This window comes from Paenibacillus lentus, from assembly GCF_003931855.1.
Classification (GTDB): domain Bacteria; phylum Bacillota; class Bacilli; order Paenibacillales; family Paenibacillaceae; genus Fontibacillus; species Fontibacillus lentus.
The window spans coordinates 333,778-358,505 of sequence record NZ_CP034248.1 but is presented as its reverse complement, the minus strand read 5'-3'; the positions used below and the strand labels follow the sequence as shown (position 1 = coordinate 358,505).

Here is a 24,728-nt window from a genome sequence, read left to right as displayed (position 1 = left end):
AACTTAATCCTGTTTCAGTTTCATATTTTATTGACTAGAAAGGGGTCAACGCTTACATGGCTAATCGAAAGTCAGTTCGCTTGGTTACAGTATTTCTGGTTATGTTAATGGTCGTTAACCTGATGGGAATCGGTCAAGCGTTTGGTAAAGCTAATTCACCATCCAGTTCACCGTCATCGTTCGCCGTCCTCCAGGGAGAGCAGAATGAACTGCACAGTCCTTTGTTCCAAGAGGACGGTTCCGTAACTGTAACTGGGATTACGGAAGCGGGGAGCCTGTACGTGGTAGGTAACTTTAGCGCCTCCCGCTGGAATAGCTTCGTTGAAATGACAAAAGTAAGCACTTACAACGAGAATGGAACCGAGCTGAGCGTATATTCATACACTATTCCGAAGACGGATTTCATCGCCAATAAGGGAGTTGTTGAATATAAATTTTCGACAGCAGAGGGAGATTGGAATGCTTCTTACGCCGATCCCCGCAACATGTCCAAGATTAGCGTGAATTCCGCGATTTATAGCTTAAGCATGCGGGATGCCGCGGGGCATCCTCCTAGAAAAGAAGTGAGCCAAGGGCAATCCATAGACTTGAAAGCCGTCAGAATTCTTGCGGATGGCACAGTCGTGGATTTAACGGACAATGCCGAATGGTCATCCAGTCAACCTGGAGTGATTTCTGTAACTGGCGGAAAAGTGAAGGTTGCTGATCATGCAGCGACTGGAGCGCGTGCAGTTATATCGGCTGTCTATGAAAATATTGCAACAGAATTGGAATTGAAGGTCGTTGATCATATTCTTGCCAGCCCTGTTATTCATGACGATGGCACCGTGACCTTCAATAACAACACTCATACAGGGAACGAGCTTTATGTTATCGGCTCCATGAATGGCTGGTCTCTGGATAAGAGCGAAGCAATGTCTATGGACGCAAAGGGCGTGTTCTCAGCCACGATGCTCCTGTCGCCGGGCTCTTATCCATATAAATTCAATGCAAGTCGTTTGAATTGGGATGAGAGTTTTGCAGACCCGTTAAATCCGTTGCAAAGCGAAGGCAATTCGGTTCTGCACGTTCCAGGTATTCAAATCGGGCTAGCGGATACGGTCGGAAAGGGAAGCTCGACAGAATTAACAGCTACGCTCGTTCGAACGGATGGCACGACAGCAGAGGTGTCCCCGCAGTGGTCCTTGAAGGAGAGCGACTTGACCGGGGTGGCGATATCCGAAGGGAAGCTTGTCATCGCGGACGATACGATCGTAAAGAAATTTACGATTGTTGCTGAGCATGATGGGCGAAGCAGCGAGAAGGAAATAACCGTAGTATCGGATCTGTACACCTTCAATCTGCATTATTATCGTTATGACGACGAGCAGAGTGACTGGAATATGTGGATTTGGCCTGAAGGACAGGATGGCAGCAGCTACCCGTTTACAGGTGTGGATGCCGACGGCTTTGCAGTTGGCGTATATACGTCAGCTTCGCCGAAGATCGGAGTCCTGACACGTTTGAGTACTCCGGATAACGACTGGAGCGCGCAGGAAATGGATCGCAAGGTTGAAATGCCTGCGGGCCAAACTACCACTGACGTGTACCTGGTGGAGAACGATCCAAAGGTATATTTTGCGAGACCGGATACTTCACCGAGGTTCAGCGCTGTGATGGCGGACAGCCTAGATACGTTAATCGCTGAGGCCAGCAGCGAAGTGGCGGATGCGGATCTAAGCACAATGGAGTTAACGGATATAACGGATGGAAACAGGAAGTTATCGGTGAATGCCGTCAAAATAAGTGATCGTAAGCTCAGAATCACGATAGCTAACCCGCAAGAGTTTGACGTAACCCATGCTTATACGGTAGAGACAGCCAACTTTGCGCCTACCCCGGTGACGATGCGCAAAATATTGGATGATCCATCCTTTTATTACGCCGGAGGAGATTTGGGTCTAACCTATACCACGGTAGGCAGTACGTTCAAGTTATGGGCGCCAACTGCAACGAAAGTGAGTGTGTCGCTATACAGCAGTTCAGGCGATTATAACGAGAACGGTCTCGTGACAGATCATTCGGGCGGAACGGAGCGTGTACTGAGCCGTGCAGCAAACGGGGTATGGTCGGGGACGGTATCCGGCGATTTAAAAGGACAATTTTATATGTACAAGGTAGAGTTTGCGGATGGCACGGTCAATTATGCGGTAGATCCATATGCGGTCGCCGTCTCGGCAAATGGACAGCGTACTGCCATCATTGATTTGCGGGATACGAATCCTGCAACCTGGACACCGGAGAACAAACCAACGCTAATTCAGCCTACCGATGCAGTGCTATATGAGCTGCACATTCGCGACTTCTCCATCAGTCCAGACTCTGGAATGTCGCATAAAGGAAAATATAAGGCTTTTACGGAGAAAGGAACGACAACGTCCCAGGGACTTCCCACGGGAATCGATCATCTAAAATCACTTGGGGTCACGCATGTGCATTTGCTGCCGGCCTATGATTTCAAGACGGTTAATGAACTAGCCGTGGACGATCCAGCCTCTGTTGCTCCAAAATACAACTGGGGATACGATCCACAAAACTACAATGTGCCTGAAGGGGCATATTCCAGTAATCCAAGTGATCCTGCGGCGAGAATACGCGAATTCAAGGAAATGGTGCAGAGCCTGCACGATGAAGGCATCGGCGTCGTGATGGATGTCGTATATAATCATACTTTCTCGATTGAAGACGGACCTTTTAATCGAATTGTCCCGGGTTATTATTATCGGACGACAGACGCGGGCACGTATTCCAACGCTACAGGAGTAGGCAATGAAATTGCCTCGGAACGCCCGATGGTTCGCAAGTATATCCGTGATTCCGTAAAATATTGGGCCCAAGAATACGGCGTAGACGGTTTTCGCTTTGACCTGATGGGACTCATCGATATCGAAACGATGACCGAGGTGACGAATGAACTGCACCAGGAGGTGGCTCCCGAGCTGATCGTGTATGGTGAGCCATGGGATATGGGCCCGACGCCACTGCCGCAAAACCTGAAGACGATCAAAGGGATGCAGCAAAATAAGGGGTTTGCCGTATTTAATGATGATTTCCGCGGTGCAATTAAAGGGGATAGCGACGGAGCAGGCAAGGGCTTTGCCACGGGAGAGCCCGGCCAGGAAGCTGCTATTGTCACAGGAATCAAAGGCGCGACAGATTCCTTCGCGGTGATGCCATCGGAGGCAGTGAACTATGTTATCGCGCATGACAATTTGAATTTATGGGATAAAATTGTTAGAACCCAAGGGCTAGACGCTGATCTTGGTATGCTGAATATTCGGGACGGCGTACTGGAGAGCGGAGGAAGCATCGAGAATGCGGTCGCTGCCGCCCAGCCCTACAAATATGTTGGAGCGGGCAATGATGTATTGGATAATGAGACGGTGCGGCGCTCGTTGCTGGCGAATGGAATTGTATTAACTTCGCAGGGGATACCGTTCCTGCATGCAGGCGACGAATTTCTGCGTACCAAATACGGCGATCATAATAGCTACCGAAGCCCGGATGCGATCAATCAGATTCGCTGGGAGAACAAGGACAAATTCAAGCCGGTATTCGACTATTATCAAGGCTTGATTGAGCTGCGCCAAAGCCATCCGGCCTTCCGGATGAATTCCAAGGAAGCCATCGCCAACCATTTGCAGGTATTGAAGAGCGATGGTAACATCGTGTCATTTCAATTGAAAAATTATGCAAACGGTGACACCTGGAACAATATCGTCGTCATTTACAACGCCAATCAGACGGCTCAGACCGTAGCGCTTCCCGGCGGCTCAGCCTGGAACATCGTTGTTAATGACCGGGCTGCCGGGACGACGAAGCTGGGTGCTCCGGTGACAGGCAGTGTCCAGGTTGCCGGATTGTCGATGATGGTGCTGTACGACGAAGAAACCGTGTACACGCCGGAGGTGAGCAAGATTGACCTGACTCCTGACACCATAGGACTGGAACCAGGCATGATTCGCTCGATGACGGCCGTTGTTCGCGACCAGAAGGGCAACCCGATGACGGGAGCAAGCATCGAGTGGAGCACTTCCGACAGTACGGTGGCCACAGTAAGCGAGAGAGGATTGATCCGTGCCGAATCGGCAGGAACGGCAACGATTACAGCAACCGTCGGCCACGTTCAGGCCTCTTCCACGGTACAGGTCGGTACGCTGCATCCAACTAAGCTTGCGTTAACGGGTGCGAGCGAAGTCTATGCTACGCAGTCCACGTTTATAAGTGCAACACTGCAGGATCAATTCGGTCAGCCATTGAAAGGCAAAGCTTTAGCTTGGAGCAGCTCGGATCCATCTATTGCAACCGTCAGTGCGACTGGTGAAGTCAAGGGAATCAAGCCAGGCACTGTGACGATCACGGCTCAGATTGGAGAGCTTAAGGCAGAGAAGCAACTGAAGGTTCTGGGTTTCGTTAAGAAAATGGTACAACTGCGCTATACACGTCCGGATCAGAATTATGAAGATTGGAACCTCTGGATTTGGGGAACCGGGGGCGTGAGCGATGGACAGGTGGATTTCACTGTTAGGGACGGCGTTGCGATCGCCAATATCGAGACTGCCCCGGACAGCAGCTCTGTCGGTTTTGTTGTCCGCAAAGGCACCGACTGGAGCACGGCAAAGCAGGACATTCCCGATGATCGGAATATTCCAATCGGAACCGGACAGACCTTTGTGAAGGTGAATGTGCAAAGCATGGTCATGGAGATGGATATACTGCCAGAGGTAAACGGACCGGAATTGAACGAAGGACATATTATTTTCTATTACCGGGATGACCGTCTTTTCCGGCAAGATGCGATGTCCAATATATCCGGCGTGAAGCTAAATGTTTCTTCGGGGCAGGATGAGCATAGCTACGAGATGATCTATGATGCGAAGAATGAGTATTTCGTGTATACCTTGAAAAATGTCGAGCCGGGTAAGTATTATTATGATTTTACGGTTACCCATAATGACCGCGACAGTGTTGTTCTGGACGAGAAAAATCCGCAGCGCGAAGGCAATCGCTCCGTGGTTGAGTTCCTGAAGCCAGAGCTGCACATTCAAGGGGAGGTGTCCCCTGCAAGCCTGAATGGAACGATCGCCTACCATGAGAATGCAGTACTAGCGCTGAGAGTATCCGGGGATGAAGGCGTGAAGCTGCGCGAGGCTTATGCGGATTTAAGGGAGCTCGGTGGCGGGGCTAAAGAAGTTATTGACCCGCAGTTGCTGGAACGGACGATTTCCGTTGCGGATCACGTTACAGCGGGTGTTAAAACTATCGGACTGACGGTTATTGATGAGTACGGCAACAAGCATCACGGTACAGTCAAAATTACAGTACAAGCGAGAACGGGGAACTCGCCGCTGGATTTCGACTGGGATGAGGCGAGAATTTACTTTTTGCTGACAGACCGTTTCTATAATGGCGATTCAAGTAATGACAATCCAAACCATATTCCGGGAAGCTTTAATCCTGATCAGCCGGAAGCCTATCATGGAGGTGATATCCGGGGAATTATCGAGAAGCTTGATTATTTGGATGAACTGGGGATTAACACGATTTGGATTACGCCGATTGTAGACAATATCGATTTTGATGTTCGTTATGGCAAGAGCGGGCCGCAATTTGGCTACCATGGCTACTGGGCTAAAAACTTCGAAATCATGGATGAGCATCTTGGTGATATTGACGATTTCAAGGAACTGATCGACAAGGCCCATGATCGCGGGATCAAAATTATGGTCGACGTAGTGTTGAACCATGCCGGATATGGATTGAAGCAAGCAGATCAGTCAGCAGGGGTTCCGGGTTACCCGACAGCCGTCGACCAAGAGAGGTTTGCCGGTATGCTGCGTGACGGCGGCACAGATACGGTTCACGGCGAACTTGCCGGACTGCCGGACTTCAAGACAGAAGAAGCCGCGGTCAGGGATAAGCTGATTGAATGGCAGGTGGGGTGGCTGAACAAGGCGCGCACCGATCGGGGAGATACGATTGACTATTTCCGAGTAGATACGGTGAAGCACGTCGATGAGACGACCTGGATGGCCTTCAAGAATGAGCTGACGAAGGTGAAGCCGGACTTCAAGCTGATTGGGGAGTATTTTGGGGCATCTCCAGGCAATACCGGGGGATTTCTAGGGAATGGCCAAATGGATTCTTTATTGGATTTTCAATTTAAGGATAAAGCCAAAGATTTTGTGAATGGTCAAATTGATAGCGTGGAGTCATATTTGCAGCAGCGGAACGCCATGCTGACGAGCGATAAGACGTTCGGGCAATTTTTGAGCAGCCATGATGAGAGTGGGTTTCTGTCTCACTATGTAGACGGAGATGTCGGTAAGCTGAAGGTTGCGGCAGCGCTGCAAATGACGAGCAAAGGCCAGCCGGTCGTATACTACGGTGAGGAATTGGGGCAATCGGGCAGTACGGCCGGTGACATGGATCTTGGCGAATTCAACGAGAATCGGAATGACATGCCTTGGGATAAAGTGGATGGGCGCGATGCCGAGGCGATGGATATTCACGGTCATTACACCAAGCTGTTGCAGATTCGTGCTAAGCATTCGAAGGTGTTTTCTAAGGGAACGCGGGCGAAGTTGAGCGGGTCGGATGAGAGCGGGTATGTCGTATTCTCCAGAACGTATGGAGATGAGGCGGTGATCGTGGGATTAAATACGAAGTCGGAGGCCAGTACGGCTGAGTTTGCAGTACCCTACGAAGCAGGAACGATTTTGACGGAGGAATACAGCCAGAGCAAATACACGGTGGCTGACAGCGGCAAAGTGTTCGTAACTATTCCAGGCAAGGATCAAGGCGGAACTGTTGTGCTGTCCGCTTCAAAACAAGAAAAGCCGCCAAAGCCTGGAAACGGGGATTCCGGATCATCATCCTCCTCTTCGTCAAGTCGTAGTGGAAGTGACGGAAGCGGAGGAGGAGATAGTGCAGCAATTCCGGCGGATGTACAGTTCGTGAACGACCTGACTCCGCAGAGCGGCGTGATTCCGGTTATGGCCGAGCCGGGAAAAAGCAAGCTTGTGCTGCCGGCGAACGCTGCTGCTATGGACGGAACGAACGGGCTTTCCCTGAAGACGGAACCGTTTACGCTGGATGTACCAGCTTCTGTCGTAAGGCAACTGATCGGCTTGATTTCGGGCGATAGCTCTTTGAACAGCGCTTCTTCAAATCGCACGTTGAAGGGTGCTTCAAGCCGCATTTTAGACGGAGCACAAATCGTCTTCTCCTTCCAGCCTTTAGCCGATGAGGAAGGGCAGAGGCTGTTGAAGCTGGCTGAACAGCATGAACGTGCTACACTTATATCCCAAGGAAAGGTGTTTGATCTGGCGTTGTACGTTGTGACCAAGGACGGGACAACATTGATGCTGGATAGGTATGCCGCGCCGCTGCATATTCAATTTAATGCGAATGCGGCGTCCGATGATTCGATGGCAGGGGTACGTGGTGTGTTGGGGATATACCGTTTTAATGATGCCGGTTCGCTGTCCTATGCAGGAGCCCGTTGGTCGGAGGCTGGGGTTTCAGCTAGGCTGAGCGCACTCGGAAAGCTTGCGCTTGCAGGCTACGACAAGATGTTTAGTGATGTTCCCGGCGGATATTGGGCTAGCGAGGCCATTCAGCAACTGGCAGCTCGACAAATCACTGCGGGGGGCTCTGAGGATGTCTTTGCGCCAGCATCCAGCGTAACGAGAGCGGAGTTCACGGCCATGCTCGTTAGAGTGCTGAACCTGGAGCATAAGCTGGATCCGTCGATGCTTGATCCTTCTGATAGTATGGCATACACCGACGTACCTTCAAGCGCATGGTATGCTGAGGCGATTGCAGCTGCCAATGCAGCAGGTATAGTGAAGGGACGCGCGAACGGTACGTTTGGCAGCACGGATGGCATCACGCGTGAGGAGATGGCAGTCATGCTAATGAGAGCCTATGCCGTGATGAATGGCGCAAGAAGTGCAAATAGCACTGGCGATATGCCATTCAAGGACAGTCATAGCATTGCTCCATGGGCTAGGCAGGCGGTATCAGAGGCAGCTGCATTAGGCATATTGCGGGGCACGGGCAGCGATCTATTTGAACCAAAGGATCAGTTGAGCCGCGCCGAGAGTGCACAGGTAATTTGGAAGCTGCTGCAACAACGGCAATAGAAGCAATACAGCAATAGAAGCAATACAGCAATAGAAGCAATACAGCAATAGAAGCAATACAGCAATAGAAGCAACACAGCAATAGAAGCAACACAGCAATAGAAGCAATACAGCAATAGAAGCAATACAGCAATAGAAGCAACACAGCAATAGAAGCAACACAGCAATAGAAGCATGAAAAAACAAGAGACCCTAGAGCGGTTCAACGCTCTAGGGTCTCTTGTTTTCTAACTCATTAAGTGAATTGCTGCCTCTGATGCTTGGCATAGAGGGCAGCCAGCCGCCGCCGTGCAGCTCAACCTCGCGCTAATGACGGCGGTTGGTTGATGTAGCGCGCGCAAACTCTTGTGCTTGTTTGTGATAGCGCCCTTTACTTTACTCTCGTCAAGATGGCAAAGCCATAGGCCGGCAGCCTGACGGAGAGCATTCCGCGCTCGGTTGGCCACTCCTGGCCGTCAAACGCGTCTTTCCACGCTTCGCCGTCCGCTTCGACCTGGATCGTCTGTCCGATACTGTCATTGTTCACAAGCACCAGTACCGACTGCTCACCAAGGCGTCGCTCGAAGGCCAGTTTGCTTTCATTTGCTTTCGCATCAAGGAAATCAATGGAGCCGGTACGAAGCGCCGGGAGGTCTTTGCGGATTGCAATCAGCTTCTGGTAGAAGGCGAATAAATCGCGATCCTGCTTGGCCGGATCCCACTCCATGCATTTGCGGCAGTCCGGGTCTTGGTCGCCGTCGAGACCGATCTCGTCTCCGTAGTAGATGCAAGGCGTGCCGCTGTAAGTGAACAGCAGGACCGTAGCAAGCTTCATCAGATCCTTGTTGCCATCGCAAAGGGTCAGAAGTCGCGGCGTATCATGGCTGTCCAGCAAGTTAAAGGCGACCTCGCTCGCCTGTTGCGGGTAGCGGGAAAGCTGCTTGCCGACCGCATTGGCAAATCCTTCCGAATCCAAGGTGCGACGGGCTACGAAGTCCAGCACTGCATCGGTGAACGGATAGTTCATCACGGCATCGAATTGGTCACCCTGCAGCCAGCCGGACGATTCATGCCAAATCTCGCCGAGGATGTAGGCGTCAGGGTTGGCTTTTTTCACAACCTTCCGGAAATCTCTCCAGAATTGGTGGTCTACTTCATTCGCGACATCAAGGCGCCAGCCGTCAATTCCGACCTCCTTGATCCAGTACTCTGCTACGTCCAGTAAATATTTCTTAACCTCAGGATTTTCCGTGTTCAGCTTAGGCATATGCGGTTCGAAAGAGAATGTATCGTAGGTTGGCACCCCATTTTTGACGGTCAGAGGGAATTCACGCACGACGAACCAGTCCTTGTAGCGTGACTGCTCGCCTTTCTCCAAGACGTCGACAAAAGGAGCAAACGTTTTGCCGGAATGGTTGAAGACTGCATCCAGCAGCACGCGAATCCCCCGATCATGACAAGCCTTCACGAGTTTTTTTAATGTTTCCGTATCCCCGAAATGCGGATCAACCTTCATGTAATCGGCTGTATCGTATTTATGATTGGTTGTCGCTTCAAAAATAGGAGTGAAATAAATCGCATTAATCCCCAGCTCGCTTAAATGATCGAGATGATCAATGACGCCCTGCAGATCCCCGCCAAAGAAATTGTCTCTTTCCGGCTTGCCGCCCCAAGGGAGCACGTTGTCCGGATCCAGACTCGGATCGCCCTTAGCGAAGCGTTCAGGGAAAATTTGATAGAAGACAGCATCCTTTACCCACTCGGGTACAGTAAATAGGTCCGCTGGATTAATATACGGATAATCAAAGAGACGATTCGGATCCGCCGGAGCTTCCTTGGAGAAATCGCTTTCTGTCATCCAAATTTTTTCTTCTCCCGACTGGAGCAGGAAACCGTATTTTAAGCGACGATAAGGCGGTTTGACGCTGCATGTCCAGTAATCGAACAGCTCATCGGAAGTCATTTTGCTCATGGGAATTAGTTCCTTGCTTTGATCCCACATGTATTTGTCACCCGCAAAGGCATAAACATGGGTAAGGTCATCTTTTTTGGACCGCAGACGTAAGTGGATTGTTTCTCGATCATAGGCATAGGACCAGTTCAGTTTGGGGCGGTGATAGACGGCTTCAAGCAACATAATATGATTCCTCCTAAACAAATGAGTGTTATGAGCATAGAAATTGCACGGATTAATGCTTAAGTATGGGTCGATACATAGCAATTCTATACTCCATTTGGTTGATACTCATGCTACGCTAGCACTCAATATATAAATGAGTTAGAAGGCTATATTAGCTAAAAAAGGCACACCAGGGCTGAATATCAGGAGCCGAGGATGTACCTTTACGATAACAGTGCCTTCAGTTTTTAGAACTGAAACATAATGCCAGCAATGAGTTAACCGCATTCATGAATGGATTATAACACTGTTCAAACCATTGCACAAGACAGAAACAGACAGTTAAAATTTAGTGGATGTAAACGTGTGAATACGCATAGCTATGTAATGATTTAACCCTGATATACCAACGTTTCTTTAAAGATAACAATTGTGTACTACAGGAAAAAAGAACAATTATTGAGTTATTGTGTGAAAAAGCGAGTAATTACGAGATTTTGAGATTAAACTTAGGCTTTTACGGGAAATACACTATGTGCAAACGTTTTTATAATGGGATTATTATGATGTATGATGTGGGCAAGGTTGAAGCGCTTACTGTTCGGAAAAGTGGTCAGATAGCCCCGTTATACATAATAAACATCGGGAAATAGTGGCCTTTCTGAAATCGTTTGCGCAAATTTCGTATTTTGTAATTGTAATCATTTTTCTTGGGAGGGGTTAGCTTTATGAATTTCAAAAAACCGTTTAGAAAAGCGCTTGTACTGATCGCTGCAGTCACTCTGGTAGCTTCAATGACCGCCTGTAGTCCGAAGAGTAGTGGCGGAAGCAAAGGCGCGAATACACCAGCACCGTCTAATGCGGCAGAGAATAAGGGAGGCAATGCCGTTGTTCAGGATGGCGAACTGATGCCTGAGGCTGGGGCGGAGCTTCTAGTATGGGAGAGTAGGGAAGAGGTCGCCTTTACAGAAGAAATTGCAAGACAATTTGAGGAGAAATATGGTGTAAAGGTAAAAATCGAAGAAGTTGCGGCTACGGATCAAGTAGCTAAATTAACGACGGATGGTCCTTCCGGACTTGGCGCAGACGTAGTCATTATTCCACATGACCATCTGGGGAATACAGCAGCATCGGGCTTGATTCTAGAAAATGATGTCTTTGCAGAAGAGACAAAGAAAAACAACACCGAGGCTTCAATCATCGGGGCTACGTTCGATGGCAAGCTGTACGGGTATCCGAGAGCAGCCGAAACAACAGCTTTGTTCTATAACAAGTCGATTCTTCCTGAACCGCCTAAGTCCTTCGAAGAATTAATTGATTTTGGTAGAACGTTCACGGATAAGTCCAAGAAGAAGTACGCTCTGATGTGGGAAGCGGGAAATATGTATTTTAACTATCCGTTTATCGCTAGCGGTGGCGGATATCTCTTTGGCGACAACGGCACCAACAAAGATGATATTGGTCTTGCCAAGGAAGGCGTAGCTGAAGCGATGAAGGTATATCAAAGCTTGGCGGAGATTTTACCAATGAATAGCGGCGACATTAACCCGGACATTAAGCGTGGTCTGTTTGGTGCGGGTGACGTAGCTATGGATATCAACGGCCCTTGGGAGGTTGCCGGCTATAAAGATGCTCTGGGTGAAAATCTGGGTGTTGCACCATTGCCAACGGTGAATGGAAAAACAGCGATAACTTTCTCTGGTATTAAAATTTATACGGTAAGTTCCTTTACCCAATATCCAAATGCAGCTAAATTGTATGCACAATTTGCTACAACCAAGGAAGCTCAGCTGTTGTTGAACGAAAAGATCGGCTCGGTTCCTACTAACCTTGAAGCACTAGAAACCGATCAAATCAAGAATGATCCAATTGTGTCCGGATTTGCAGAGCAGGCTAAAAACTCGGAGCCGATGCCTTCGATTCCTGAAATGGCCAACGTATGGGCGCCAGTAAATGCAGCTATGGCTGAAATTTGGAATAACAAAGCCGATCCTAAGGTTGCCATGGAAAAAGCGATCACGCAAATCAAGGATTTGAATGATGGGCTAAATGCTGAATAATACCAAAACCTAAGTACGAGTTGTCCACCCGCCGCTAAAAGCGGCGGGTAATTCCTTGATTTTTAGGGAAGAGGAGAAGGAGGAGACATGAGCCGACATCAAACACGAGCAACAATACTGTCGTCCCTTTTGATGGGATTGGGCCAAATATATAATAGACAATTTGTTAAAGGAGCACTTCTAGTCCTATTTGAAGCAGTATCTGTAACCTACTTTATTCTTAATCTGAGATATGCGCTCTGGGGAATCGTAACCTTGGGCGAGAATCCAAGAACCGCTGCTAATATGCAGCCAGGTGAATACGACCACTCGATCTTTATTTTGATCCAAAGCTTGATTACGCTGCTATATCTCGTCGTGTTCCTGATTATTTATTACATCAACATTCGGGACGCGAGAAAAATAGGCCGCGAGCGCGATCAGGGCAACAAGGTCAACAACTTTAAACAATCTGTCCGCTACATACTTGACTATAAATTTGCCCAGGCATTTTTGAGTATTCCCGCAATCGGGATTTTGTTCTTTACGGTAATGCCGATTATCTTTATGGTCATGATTGCCTTTACGAACTATTCTTCGCCGAATCACGTGCCTCCAGGCAAGCTGGTGGACTGGGTCGGTTTTGATACATTTAAAAATCTGCTAGCTCTCAAAAGCTGGAGCCATACCTTTTACGGGGTACTGACCTGGACGATTATTTGGGCTGTATTGTCAACTGTAACCACTTATTTTGGTGGGTTGCTCGTAGCGCTATTGATTAATCAAAAGGGCATTCGCTTCAAAGGATTTTGGAGAACGATTCTGATCATTCCTTACGCAATTCCGCAGCTTATATCGCTGCTAGTGATGAGAAATATGTTTAACGGTGAATTCGGCCCGATTAACCAGTATCTTGGCTATTTCGGTCTGGGGGGATTGCCGTGGCTAACAGATCCATTCTGGGCTAAAGTAACTGTAATTATCGTAAATATGTGGGTCGGTATTCCGGTGTCGATGCTCTTGATTATGGGGGTTCTGACCACAATTCCTCGGGATATGTATGAAGCTGCCGAGGTGGATGGAGCCAGTGGCTACCAGAAATTCCGCATCATTACGCTGCCTATGATTTTATTTACGACGGCTCCTACGTTAATCGCGCAGTTTGCCGGCAATATCAATAACTTTAATATGATTTTCCTGCTGACGGGAGGAGATCCGGTAAAAGGAGATTACCAATATGCCGGGGCGACGGATTTGCTCGTGACCTGGTTGTACAAATTGACCTTGAACCAGAATAGATATAATATGGCTTCCGCCGTCGGAATTATCATATTCCTGATCATTGCCTCGTTCTCAATTTATAACTACCGCAGAACAAAGTCGTTTAAAGAGGAGGACATGATCCAATGAGTAGACGAAAAATACGTAATTATATACGGCTGACAACGAGCTACATTACCCTGGTGATCTTGGCTATTGGTGCAATTTATCCTGCCTTATGGATCGTCTTTGGTTCGCTCCGTCCAGGTACATCGCTCTATAGCAAATCGCTGCTGCCGGAGAGGCTGACTTTGGAGCATTATTATGGGTTGTTTAACTCCAGGACGATTCTGTATGGGCAATGGTATATGAATACTTTCAAGGTAGCCATTTTTTCTATGCTGCTTGGCGTTACTCTCACCTTATTGACTAGCTATGCGGTATCACGGTTCCGCTTTAAGGGGCGGCAAAACGCACTTTCTGTCATTTTGGTGCTAGGGATGTTCCCGGGATTTATGAGTATGATTGCTATTTTCCTGCTGCTTAAAGAGATGCAGCTGCTCGATACCCACCTCGCCCTGATCTTGGTCTACGCCGCTGGGGCGCCATTAGGGCTGACGCTGATTGCTAAGGGATTCTTCGATACCATTCCGCGCTCATTGGATGAGGCGGCCCGGATTGACGGAGCCAGCAATTTTAGAATATTTATTTCGATCATCCTGCCGCTTTCCAAGCCAATACTAACCTATTTGGCGTTGTTGCAATTTGTCGGGCCGTGGGTGGACTTCATCTTTGCCAGACTGATTCTGCGGAGTAAGGATAAATGGACGGTAGCTGTTGGGATGTGGGACATGGTTCAGGCGAATCAGAACTCGAACTTTACCATGTTTGCAGCCGGGGCCGTGCTGATTGCGGTGCCGATTACGATTCTATTTATGTTTATGCAGCGTTTGCTCGTGGATGGGCTTACCTCCGGGGCAAGCAAGGGTTGATGGGTTGGATCGGATAAGACTCGTGAAATAAAATACAAAAGCAATACTCAAAAGCAAACGCAGATATCGTTAAGGTATAGACTCGTTTATTCGGAGACTATACCTTTTTTGAAAATAAAAATATGGAAAAAGGCACCTAAAAGTAGCCTCTCTAGAGGGATATGATTTTATGTTTGTTTAAGGGGGACACACAATGAAGATATGGGGTCGGATTCAGCTTCAGTCGGTCGGTACAAAAATCTTTATCGTTTTATTTGCTACGGTTGTGCTTCTATCCGCTGTACTTGGCGTCAGCTCCTATCTCATGTCGAAGCAAATCATTCGCGGACAAGTGGGACTTGCATCCTCACAAGCGATTGAGCAAGCTGCAGACAAGCTAGATTTCCTGTTTGCGGAGTATGAATCGATTTCGCGGCAGTTTGCTGTCGACCAAATGCTCCGGACGGATTTGGAGACCGTGAGCAGGCCGAATGTGGATATTATCAAGAAGACGGAGGCGGAGACACGGATTCGCAATAAATTGGATGCGATGCGTGGCTCGGATGATCGATTGGTCGGTATTCGGCTGATCGCACCTGGAAACTATTCTAATACGTATGCAAGCTCGGGGGCTAGCCCTACCAGCAATGAAGATTCCGTGAAGGAACGAATCAAGATAATTGAGGAGGCTAAAGGAAAGCCGGTTTGGATTCCTGGGCAGCAAAACGGCTTTTTTGAGACATATGCAAAGCCATCGGTCACGATGGGGAGATTACTGCAAAATTTAAACTACCCGGAAGCGGAGTACATACTTCTCATCGAGGTTAAAGATGAGGCATTATTGCAAACCCTGTCCAATTTAAAAATCGGCCAATCCGGTGAGGTGCGTATTCTGACCGCCGATAACGTTATCGTCCATGCGCCAAACCAAGAACTGATTGCGACGAAATCGCATATCGGCCTGGATGCCCGACAGCTGCAGAGCGAGGAGTCTTCTTTTACGATGGAGGATGAACAGGGCGTTAAGCAGCTCGTTGTTTACAGGCAGCTTCAATCCGTTGATTGGCGTATTATTGGATACGCTCCTGAGAGTGATTTCTTAAGTGCGGCGGATAAACTGATTTGGATTACTGTGTTCGTTCTGATCATAGCGATTCTGGTCGCACTGGCTATTGGTTACTATTTGTTCCGCATGGTTGGCAAACCGCTAATGAAGCTGTGCAATTTGATGGAGGAAGGGGAGCGCGGCAACCTGCGGGTACGGACGAACTTCAGGAGCAAGGACGAAATCGGTCGGCTGGGACAAAGCTTCAATCGGATGCTGGAGCAAATCTCTTTGCTGGTTGTTCGGACGAATATGTCCACTGAAGAGCTGCTGGCAACGGCAGAGCATCTGACGAAAGCCTCGAGAGATACCTCGCAGCATGCAGGAGAGATTGCCTCGGCTACGGGAGAAATTGCTTCCGGCGCGGCGAGTCTTGCGATTGAATCGGAGAAGGGTGTGGATATCACCGATGAAATCGGACGGCAAATGGACCATGTCATTCATTTGAACGGTACTATGGATGCTTCGGCGGCAAGGGTCATCGAAGTCAGCCGGCAGGGTCGAGAATTTATGGATAGTCTTGTGGAAAAGACGGAGTCGGTGTCCCGGATGACAGGGCTGATCGAGGAGAACTCAGCCAAATTAAATCAGAGTACTCATTCAATACGGAATATTTTGGCGCCTATGGTAGAGATGACAAAGCAGACGAATATTCTCTCTCTGAACGCTTCAATTGAAGCGTCCCGGGCGGGGGCGGCTGGCAAAGGCTTCATGGTCATCGCTGAGGAAATTCGCAAACTAGCGGTAGGGTCCAATGAATCCATTCAGACGGTATCAGCGATGACGGAGGAAATCCAGGAAGCGATCGAGGACACCGTTAAAGTATTGATGCAGGTGACCCCTATATTTGGAGAGCAGTTAATCTCGGTGAAGGAGGCCTCATCGATTTTTCAAAGAGTGACCCAGGAGATGGAGCAGTTCGTAAACGATATTCGAAGCTCCTCAGCTTCGATTCATGATCTGAAGTCATCGCAGCATGTACTATCTGAATTTATCGCGAGCGTAAGCTCAGTCGTGCAGCAGACGACAGCTTCTACCGAGGAGGTAGCTTCCATGTCATCCGAACAATTCAAGATTAGTGAAGAACTCGTTCGGCTCTCCAATCGATTGGAAGGACTTTCAGAGACGTTGAAGCAATCCTTGAGCTCCTTTGAGATTGATGCAGAGGGAACGGTGTAACAGCGATTGCGATATCATAGGGGGCTTTTGATTTGCAAATTGCAATGTAGCCAGGCAAATTTATTGCCTGGCTTTTGCGGTTGAATGTTTGGTGCTGGAGAGAGAATTAAAGAGGGTTGATGTGTCAGCTTTTCGGGGAGTGGTTAAAACGTTGAAAGAGGATTCTGTAGAAATTTATAGTGTTGGTCAGTATGCTGGTGGATTTTACTTCCAATGCATGCATTGAGTTGAAGCTTAAGGTTATAACAATATTAACTTAACCAGGTGTTACTTCAATTGATTTTCGCAGTATGCAGAATATTTACGTGGTTCCGTTAGGAAAATAGGCATAATAGGGGAAGAAGGGCGTAAAAATTAAACTTAAATTAATCCTACCCATTTAGTCGTATATATGATAATATACGTCTGTAAATGGACTTGATAATTCCGACCATTGGTCAAATATTAAGTGATAAAGGGGAGTCCTAAGATGGAAACACTGCAAATTGTTCTCAACGTAGCGGTTATGCTCGTACTGCTAGGCATCCTCTTCTGGATGCAGAAGAAACATATATCTTTTACAAAACGAGTGTTCACTGGCCTTGGACTGGGTATACTGTTCGGGGTGGCGCTTCAATTAATTTTTCCATCCGGTTCAACGGTGATTGGAAAGTCGGCGGATTGGTTCAATCTCGTTGGACGCGGTTATGTCGGCTTGCTGCAAATGATTGTTATCCCGCTTATTATGGTATCTATTATTTCCGCCATTATGAAATTGAAGGGGAAACAAAATCTGGGTAAAATCAGCGGTCTTATTATCGCCGTACTGCTCATCACGACAGCGATTGCCGCATCGGTCAGCATCGTCACTACACTTAGCTTTGATCTGCAGGCGCTGGAGATTCCCGCAGGTGATCGTGAAATTGCTCGTGGTGAGACGTTAGAGGAGAGGCTCGGAGATGTGGCTGGCAAGACGATCCCACAGCAAATCCTTGATTTCATTCCGAAGAATCCGTTTGCCGATATGACGGGCGCGCGCAGCACCTCAACCTTGGCTGTCGTTATATTCTCTGCATTTATTGGAGTCGCCGTGCTTGGGCTGGATCGCAAAAAGCCGGAGCAAGCGGAGACCTTCCGTAAAATAATCGATGCTCTGTATGCTGTGGTCATGCGAATCGTAACGCTGGTTTTAAGACTGACGCCATACGGAATTCTGGCGCTAATTACGAATACGATCGCAACGACGAATCCGCAGGAAATTTTGAAGCTGATCAAATTTGTGGGTGCTTCTTATGTAGCTTTGATCGTCATGTTCATTATTCATCTGATCCTGTTAGCTATTTTTGGATACAATCCGGTGCAATATGTTAGAAAAGTACTGCCAACGCTTGTGTTTGCCTTCACTTCGCGTTCGAGTGCTGCTTCGATCCCATTGAACGTAGAGACGCAGACGAAGCGGCTGGGCGTACCTGACGGTATTGCTAACTTGTCGGCCTCCTTTGGAGCGACGATTGGACAGAACGGCTGCGCCGGTATTTACCCAGCTATGCTGGCTGTGATGATTGCGCCAACCGTGGGCATTGATCCGACGAGCTGGGATTTTATTCTTACATTGATTCTGGTCGTTATGATCAGCTCCTTCGGCGTGGCTGGTGTAGGCGGCGGAGCGACCTTTGCCTCTTTGATTGTCTTGTCGACAATGAACTTGCCGGTCGCTTTGGCGGGGCTCTTAATCTCGGTTGAGCCGCTGATTGATATGGGGCGGACAGCGCTTAACGTGAACGACTCTATCGCAGCCGGTGTAATTACTGGTAAAGTGCTTGGCGAGAATGATGAGAATGTATTCAAGCGCCATGTGGATTTGGATGTAGCCCAGGCATAATATGTGAACAAACTGGAATAGTCGGTTATCCGGTCGAATATAATCGTTAAGACGGCTTTGAAGGAAAAATCCTTCATAGCTGTCTTTTCCGTTTATGGGTATTTGAGACGAGGAATAGGAAGAAATTAACTGTGAATTGAGTTTGATTTTGGTATTCTTGAAAATAAGGGTAAATGGGGAGAGTATTGGTTCTATTGCTTGCTAAGTATTTGCACAATAGGGTTTTAATTCTTGATACTTTTTGCCTGGAACGCCGTATATACTATTATAATTGCAGAAAGGTGGTGTATCGGTAGGATGGAAGCATGGGTAATTTGGCTGATTGCCGCCGGAGTACTGTTAGTGCTAGAAATGATGACCTTGACCTTCTACCTTCTTTGGATCAGCATCGGCGCCCTCGTGGCTGCAGTGGTTGCCTGGTTGGTTCCGGATGCATTATTGCTCCAGGTAATTATAGGCTGCGTGGTAGCTCTAGTGCTGACGGCGTTTACGAAACCGCTCGCGAGGAGACTGCGGACTTCCAAAGGGTATGAGGATGCTGGTACTGAATTGGTTGGGAAGCAGGGAGTTGTGGTTGAAGCCATTGAACCGGGTCAATATGGTATTGTAAAGATCGGGGGAGATACGTGGAGCGCCACATCCACACAGTCCATTGGCAAGGATGAGCTGGTGCGGGTAATGAAACGAGGGAGTACTATTATCGAAGTAGAAAGATGGGAGGAATTTATTTAATGGATTTAGTGATTATTGCTGTTATCATCATTGTTGTGTTTATGTTCATTTCGCTTACAGTTAAAATTGTGCCTCAGCAGCGGGTTGGAGTTGTGGAGCGGCTTGGTAAGTTTCACCGCCTGCTAACGCCGGGTCTGAACATTTTGATCCCGGTGATCGACAAGGTTCGTATAAACCACGACCTACGGATTCAACAGGCCAATGTTCCACCACAAACCGTTATTACCAAGGATAACGTACAAGTTCAAATCGATACGATCATTTTCTATCAGGTCGTAGGGCCGGAGCAAGCAACATACGGCATTTCCGATTACGTGTACGGTGTTCGCAACATTACAACGGCAACGATGCGTCAAATCATCGGGAAGATGGAGCTTGATGAGACGTTGTCCGGACGGGAGAAAATATCTTCGGACATCCGGATTGCACTCGATGAAGCAACCGAGAAGTGGGGCGTGCGGATCGAGCGTGTCGAGGTTATCGACATTAAGCCGCCGCTGGACATCCAGGATGCGATGGATAAGCAAATGAAGGCGGAGCGTAACAAGCGTGCGATCGTTCTTGAAGCCGAAGCGGCGAAGCAGGATATGATTCTTCGCGCTGAAGGGGATAAGCAAAGTAAGATTCTCAAAGCCGAGGGTGACAAGGAAGCTCGTATCCGTGAAGCGGAAGGTCTGCGTCAAGCCCAGGAGCTGGAGGCGCTTGGGGAAGCTAAGGCGATTGAAGCGGTTGCCGAGGCGGAGAAGGCTAGAATCCAGCTGCTTCGCGAGGCTGGTCTGGATGAGCAGGTGCTCGCTTACCGTTCCTTCGAGGCGTTGACCGAGGTATCCAAGGGACCTGCGAACAAAGTGTTCATCCCATCCAATGCCATCGAAACGCTGGGCAGCATCGGCGCGATCGGCGAAATGTTCAAGAGCAAGGAAGGCAAGAAATAATTTCTGCCTGAAATTAGAGACATTAAAGGACGGGGCGTCCCCAAAGTCATCAGCGATGACGGAGGGGCGCCCCTTTCTTTTCAGAATCAGAAAGCTATCCGTTTCTTGTGAAATCCAATTAACCGCTCGCCTGCAGCCAGCCAATTTATCTAGCTCGACTATATAAGCTGCCGAATATTAGGTTGTCAAGCATTAGGCTCCGCCGCTAAACAGATTAAATGGAATTCATGTATCTAATTATGCTCTAAACGAATGTTTCGAGGGATTAGATGGATTTTAGGTATCTAAAATCATGAATTCAGCCCCATGATGCCGATCTCCGCTCATCTAACGACATGAAATACATTTAAGTCTATTTTCCCCCTTTTTGCCAGTAAACTAACTACTATAAATCCATTTAGAACGAGAAAATCCCCGATTCATGCTGGGCTTTTAAGGTGGGTGTTGTACATCGTGCACACTCTCCCCGTGTGGACGATGCGTGGTTCGGGGCATGCTCGGATGGCTGTCGGCGTGGTGCGCATGTTGGTCACATGTGTTGTTCACACCTGTTGGTCACATTGAGGGCAACCGGTCGTTCCGCAAATGAGAATGTAATTTTTCTAAAAACATTAAATTCATGTCAAATTGGTAATCATCAGCAAGTGCAGGAACTAGTCCTTCAACTACATGCAGTGCATTTGAATAGGCATGATATAATTCTTCTTTATCTAATTTTGACGTCATTGAAGTATACTCACCATATGCCTTTTCTGATAGATCAGCTTCTAAGTTTTTTGTAGCGTTAAGCCAACGTTCTACGTTTTTTTCACGAATCCTGATTAATTGTAAAACGTACTTTTGGACATAGGTCAGGCATTCCAACGAACGTGCAATTTCCCCTCTTCTTAAAACGTTGGTCCCCATGATCCATGCGTTAGCAAAATTATTAAAAGCAAAGTTGACATTATCATTTGTCATTCTTTCTGGCCCTTCACCCTTTAGATGATCTAAACATGCTTTTAATTTGCCGGTAATATCATAAATAAACATGGATTCTGTGTCAGGGAAGACACCAGTCTCTTTAAATGTCTTAATAACTTCAATCTCAGCTTCAGGCTGGAAATGGAACTCCCCTCGAATTAAATTGGAAAACACGACAACTTCAGTTCCAAATTCATTCACAAAGTGTAAATCATAAGGGGCAATATCTTTTATCCAGTCAGAAGACTCAAATTGTTCAACTTCTGTATGCTTTAAATAGACATAGAACTCAACATCTGAGTATTTGTCCCCTTCGCCTTTTGTAAACGACCCATACATCATGCATGCGCAAATACGTGGATCATTCTCGCACTTTTCTTTAATTGCATTAATTAATATTTCCTGTAATAGCATTTACAAAATACCTCCTCATTTTGAAATAATTAAAGAGAATTTTGCATATCTACCACAGGGCAACATGAGCAGCACATATCGATTGCTCCTTTCATTAACTTCCAATTCATCATATCAAATTTATGAGAATGTCGACTAATTATACTTATACGTTCTATACGAGAAAAGAGGACACATGTTCGTAAAGTGAACATAATATCCTCTTATTCGCTTAGTCTATTTAACTCGTAGGGAGTATTTTTCTTGCTGATATGATGGGGAATTATTTGTCTTTATCGGAGGAAAGTTGATTCTTTAGCCGCTGCAGCTCCTCGTTCACGGCTGGATCGTTGTTGGGATTGGCATTGGCATTTGCTGAATCAAAAGGACTGTAGCCGTACTTTGAGATGCCCGCCTCCCACTCGGAAATTTTCTCTTCCATGCGTTCGAATCCTCTTGCGGCTGCGCCGCTGTACGTGCCCCGGCTGAAATTCGGGCATTCCGCTTGGCTGGATTGCTCTACTTTGCGGGCGCGCTCTGCTAGTTCTTTGCGCTTTTCTTTTAACTGGACTAGCTCTTCCTTGGCTTCCTTCAAGCGCAGCTCAAGCTCGAACACCTGGGTCTCCGCTTGCTTGGCATTAGCTGCAAAATGTTCCGCCTGATCCTGATAGTGGATTTTGGCTACGGCTGCTCGGCGAGCGGCCTCTTCATTACCAGTGGATAAAGCATCCAGGGCTTTTTGTTCCTCGAGCTCTGCATGGCGTGATGCATCAAGGCTCTTCTGTTCATTGACCTTGGCTGCTGTCTTCTGCTCGCGAATCAGATTCTCAGTGGAGGCAATGTCCTCTTCCAGGTTTCTTAAGTATTGGCCGGTCATCAAGATTGGATCCTCCAGCTTATTCAGTACCTCGTGAATGGTTGCTTTCGTTAAGTTGGACAGTCTATCCAATATGCTCATGTTCAGAACTCCTCTTCGTTTTATTTTTTATGAGTTTAGACGTTTTAGGGGTTAAAATGATTGGAATTACGAGTAATGCTCGTCATAGCCGTAGTCGTTATAGTCGTAATGCATGCTGCCGGCAGGCTCTTTTGGCACAACCAAGCTTGCGATTAGATAAATAGCTACGACGGTGCCGAAGCTGCAAATGGCCGAAATTAACGCAATCAGGCGAACTACAGTTGAATCTATGTTGAAATAGCGGGCAATACCTCCGCAAAGGCCGAAAATTTGTTTATCTGTTCTGGAACGATACAATTTTCTCATTTTATACCACTCACTTTCATATATTGTCATCGGGATGCTTACAATCCGTTGTTTATGGCTTTATTTTATCGGTTTTCCGGGAAAGGCATAACGGGCTGGGGACGGTTTTTGACCTCGACCATAGTCGGGCTGCTCCCTCGTCAGAAGGTGGGGGGGGAGTGTTGGAGCGGTTAGTTTGAACGAAGATGAGAAATATATTCATGTGAGGGAGTGGAAGTCATGGGCATCGTAGTTTTGCATGGCAGCACGAGAAAAGGCGGCAATACGGAAGCGCTGACGAAAGTGGTTACGGAAGGGCTGGAGCGAACGGATATTTTTCTTAGAGAGAAGGCAATATTGCCGATTCATGACCAAAGGCATGAGGAAGGCGGGTTTGATCCGGTTGACGATGATTATGACAGCATCATTCGTGAGGTGCTTCGGCACGATATCCTCGTGTTCACGACCCCGGTGTATTGGTATGGCGTCTCGGGAATATTAAAAAATTTCATTGACCGCTGGTCGCAGAGCCTGCGCGACTCACGCCACGACTTCAAGGCAGCTATGGCGAACAAGAAGGCCTATGTCATTGTCGTTGGAGGAGATCAACCGCGGATTAAGGCGCTTCCGCTCATTCAGCAGTTGAAATATACTTTCGACTATGTAGGCATGCCGCTCGAAGGTTATCTGATCGGGAAGGCGAGCCGACCTGGCGATATCACTGGCGACCTACGGGCATTGACAGAAGCGGAATGTTTGAATCGCGTACTGAAGTTGGAGATTGGCGCCCTGCGGGAATGAACTGATAATACAGACTTGCACAAGCGTCTTGAGCTTGCTGGTCGTTCAGCCGTTGCAACTGGACTGAGCTGGACATCGGCTAGTTTGGGGCGCTGTTTGTGTGTCCGCCTTCCGCATTTATTTTCTCGCGTTATACAGTTTTAACAATGCAGGATTATGATAGGCGTAGGGTTAATAATATGAGAAGGTAAATGGAAAAACGAGGGAGGCGAAGGGGAAGTATGGTTCAAGTGATAAATTTTGCGCATCGCGGTGCGGCGGGGCATTGTCCCGAGAATACAATGATCGCTTTCAAACGTGCTCTAGAGTTTGGTGCTACAGGCATTGAGACTGACGTGCAAATGACGAAGGATGGGCAACTAGTGCTGATTCATGACGAAACGCTGCGGCGTACCACGGGCTCTCCAGAGTGGGTCAAGGATGTGACATTAACGGAGCTGATGTCGAAGGATGCGGGAGCTTGGTTTCATGATGATTTTCGGGGGGAGAAGATTCCGACCCTAGAGCAGCTGCTCGAACTCGTCAAGCCGCTGGACATGATCATTAATTTAGAGCTGAAAAATGGGATCATCCGCTATCCCGGGCTTGAGGGCAAAGTGATTGAGTTGGTGCGCCGCTTCGCGTTATCGGAGCGCGTCATCATTTCTAGTTTTAATCATTATTCCTTGGTTGAATGCAAGAAGCTAGCCCCGGAAATTCGGACGGGCATTCTCTACATGGAGGGGTTGTATGAGCCTTGGGCCTATGCAAAGCGGATCGGCGCTGACGCGCTCCATGCATTCCAGTACGCCGTAGTTCCTGAGCTTGTGGCTGCCGCTTCGGAGTATGGCATGCCGTATCATCCGTTTACGGTTAATGAGAAGGCAGAGATGCAAGCTTTGATTCAAGCTGGCGTGGCGGGAATTATTACCGATTATCCCGATCGTTTGGCCGAGCTGTTGACGGCTGAAGGAGGTTAGCGG

Annotated in this window: 14 protein-coding genes; 10 read left to right on the top strand and 4 right to left on the bottom strand. The window is 47.9% G+C overall.

From position 1 onward, the window contains the following. Nucleotides 1–56 precede the first annotated feature (56 nt). The gene (pulA, locus tag EIM92_RS01725; protein WP_125081201.1) at nucleotides 57–8,186 is read left to right on the top strand and encodes a type I pullulanase; all 8,130 of its coding nucleotides are present in this window, start codon (nucleotides 57–59) and stop codon (nucleotides 8,184–8,186) included. Between the two features lie 370 nt (nucleotides 8,187–8,556). On the opposite strand, the gene EIM92_RS01720 is transcribed toward pulA, so the two are convergent. Beyond that, entirely contained in the window at nucleotides 8,557–10,302 is a 1,746-nt protein-coding gene (locus EIM92_RS01720; protein WP_125081200.1) for an alpha-glycosidase, read from the bottom strand. A 710-nt stretch (nucleotides 10,303–11,012) separates the two neighbouring features. On the opposite strand from EIM92_RS01720, the gene EIM92_RS01715 reads away from it, so the two are divergent. From EIM92_RS01715 to EIM92_RS01685, 7 genes are all read left to right on the top strand, one after another. Continuing rightward, entirely contained in the window at nucleotides 11,013–12,344 is a 1,332-nt protein-coding gene (locus tag EIM92_RS01715) for a sugar ABC transporter substrate-binding protein (protein WP_125081199.1), read from the top strand. A gap of 87 nt (nucleotides 12,345–12,431) precedes the next feature. After that, a complete protein-coding gene (locus EIM92_RS01710) occupies nucleotides 12,432–13,733 on the top strand; it encodes a carbohydrate ABC transporter permease (RefSeq protein WP_125081198.1) in 1,302 nt (433 codons plus the stop codon). Then, the gene (locus EIM92_RS01705) at nucleotides 13,730–14,575 is read left to right on the top strand and encodes a sugar ABC transporter permease (RefSeq protein ID WP_125081197.1); all 846 of its coding nucleotides are present in this window, start codon (nucleotides 13,730–13,732) and stop codon (nucleotides 14,573–14,575) included. The genes EIM92_RS01710 and EIM92_RS01705 overlap by 4 nt, the downstream gene beginning before the upstream one ends. Before the next feature lie 193 nt (nucleotides 14,576–14,768). Next, on the top strand, nucleotides 14,769–16,838 hold the full coding sequence (locus EIM92_RS01700; protein ID WP_125081196.1) for a methyl-accepting chemotaxis protein: 2,070 nt from the start codon (nucleotides 14,769–14,771) through the stop codon (nucleotides 16,836–16,838). A 469-nt stretch (nucleotides 16,839–17,307) separates the two neighbouring features. Next, nucleotides 17,308–18,699, top strand: coding sequence for an L-cystine transporter (locus tag EIM92_RS01695; protein WP_125081195.1), 1,392 nt, complete (start codon nucleotides 17,308–17,310; stop codon nucleotides 18,697–18,699). 297 nt (nucleotides 18,700–18,996) lie between these two features. Next, entirely contained in the window at nucleotides 18,997–19,431 is a 435-nt protein-coding gene (locus tag EIM92_RS01690) for an NfeD family protein (protein ID WP_125081194.1), read from the top strand. Next, on the top strand, nucleotides 19,431–20,366 hold the full coding sequence (locus EIM92_RS01685) for an SPFH domain-containing protein (protein WP_125081193.1): 936 nt from the start codon (nucleotides 19,431–19,433) through the stop codon (nucleotides 20,364–20,366). The genes EIM92_RS01690 and EIM92_RS01685 overlap by 1 nt, the downstream gene beginning before the upstream one ends. Before the next feature lie 555 nt (nucleotides 20,367–20,921). Here EIM92_RS01685 and EIM92_RS01680 read toward each other — a convergent pair. From EIM92_RS01680 to EIM92_RS01670, 3 genes are all read right to left on the bottom strand, one after another. Then, entirely contained in the window at nucleotides 20,922–21,743 is an 822-nt protein-coding gene (locus EIM92_RS01680; RefSeq protein WP_125081192.1) for a nucleotidyltransferase domain-containing protein, read from the bottom strand. A gap of 262 nt (nucleotides 21,744–22,005) precedes the next feature. After that, nucleotides 22,006–22,680 carry a PspA/IM30 family protein gene (locus EIM92_RS01675; RefSeq protein WP_125081191.1) on the bottom strand — a complete coding sequence of 225 codons (675 nt, stop codon included), beginning with the start codon at nucleotides 22,678–22,680 and terminating at the stop codon, nucleotides 22,006–22,008. A 66-nt stretch (nucleotides 22,681–22,746) separates the two neighbouring features. Beyond that, complete coding sequence (locus tag EIM92_RS01670; RefSeq protein WP_125081190.1) at nucleotides 22,747–22,986, bottom strand: PspC domain-containing protein; 240 nt, start codon at nucleotides 22,984–22,986, stop codon at nucleotides 22,747–22,749. Nucleotides 22,987–23,205: 219 nt separating this feature from the next. On the opposite strand from EIM92_RS01670, the gene EIM92_RS01665 reads away from it, so the two are divergent. Beyond that, nucleotides 23,206–23,766, top strand: coding sequence for a flavodoxin family protein (locus EIM92_RS01665; protein WP_125081189.1), 561 nt, complete (start codon nucleotides 23,206–23,208; stop codon nucleotides 23,764–23,766). Nucleotides 23,767–23,987: 221 nt separating this feature from the next. Beyond that, nucleotides 23,988–24,725, top strand: coding sequence for a glycerophosphodiester phosphodiesterase (locus EIM92_RS01660; protein WP_125081188.1), 738 nt, complete (start codon nucleotides 23,988–23,990; stop codon nucleotides 24,723–24,725). Nucleotides 24,726–24,728 lie beyond the last annotated feature (3 nt).

Excerpts from the sequence above, each read along its gene's own strand:
- EIM92_RS01685 (WP_125081193.1), top strand. The coding sequence starts at position 19,431 with ATGGATTTAGTGATTATTGCTGTTATCATCATTGTTGTGTTTATGTTC.
- EIM92_RS01690 (WP_125081194.1), top strand. The coding sequence starts at position 18,997 with ATGGAAGCATGGGTAATTTGGCTGATTGCCGCCGGAGTACTGTTAGTG.
- EIM92_RS01700 (WP_125081196.1), top strand. The coding sequence starts at position 14,769 with ATGAAGATATGGGGTCGGATTCAGCTTCAGTCGGTCGGTACAAAAATC.
- EIM92_RS01670 (WP_125081190.1), bottom strand. The coding sequence starts at position 22,986 with ATGAGAAAATTGTATCGTTCCAGAACAGATAAACAAATTTTCGGCCTT.
- EIM92_RS01720 (WP_125081200.1), bottom strand. The coding sequence starts at position 10,302 with ATGTTGCTTGAAGCCGTCTATCACCGCCCCAAACTGAACTGGTCCTAT.
- EIM92_RS01660 (WP_125081188.1), top strand. The coding sequence starts at position 23,988 with ATGGTTCAAGTGATAAATTTTGCGCATCGCGGTGCGGCGGGGCATTGT.
- EIM92_RS01675 (WP_125081191.1), bottom strand. The coding sequence starts at position 22,680 with ATGAGCATATTGGATAGACTGTCCAACTTAACGAAAGCAACCATTCAC.
- EIM92_RS01705 (WP_125081197.1), top strand. The coding sequence starts at position 13,730 with ATGAGTAGACGAAAAATACGTAATTATATACGGCTGACAACGAGCTAC.
- EIM92_RS01715 (WP_125081199.1), top strand. The coding sequence starts at position 11,013 with ATGAATTTCAAAAAACCGTTTAGAAAAGCGCTTGTACTGATCGCTGCA.
- EIM92_RS01695 (WP_125081195.1), top strand. The coding sequence starts at position 17,308 with ATGGAAACACTGCAAATTGTTCTCAACGTAGCGGTTATGCTCGTACTG.
- pulA (WP_125081201.1), top strand. The coding sequence starts at position 57 with ATGGCTAATCGAAAGTCAGTTCGCTTGGTTACAGTATTTCTGGTTATG.
- EIM92_RS01665 (WP_125081189.1), top strand. The coding sequence starts at position 23,206 with ATGGGCATCGTAGTTTTGCATGGCAGCACGAGAAAAGGCGGCAATACG.
- EIM92_RS01710 (WP_125081198.1), top strand. The coding sequence starts at position 12,432 with ATGAGCCGACATCAAACACGAGCAACAATACTGTCGTCCCTTTTGATG.
- EIM92_RS01680 (WP_125081192.1), bottom strand. The coding sequence starts at position 21,743 with ATGCTATTACAGGAAATATTAATTAATGCAATTAAAGAAAAGTGCGAG.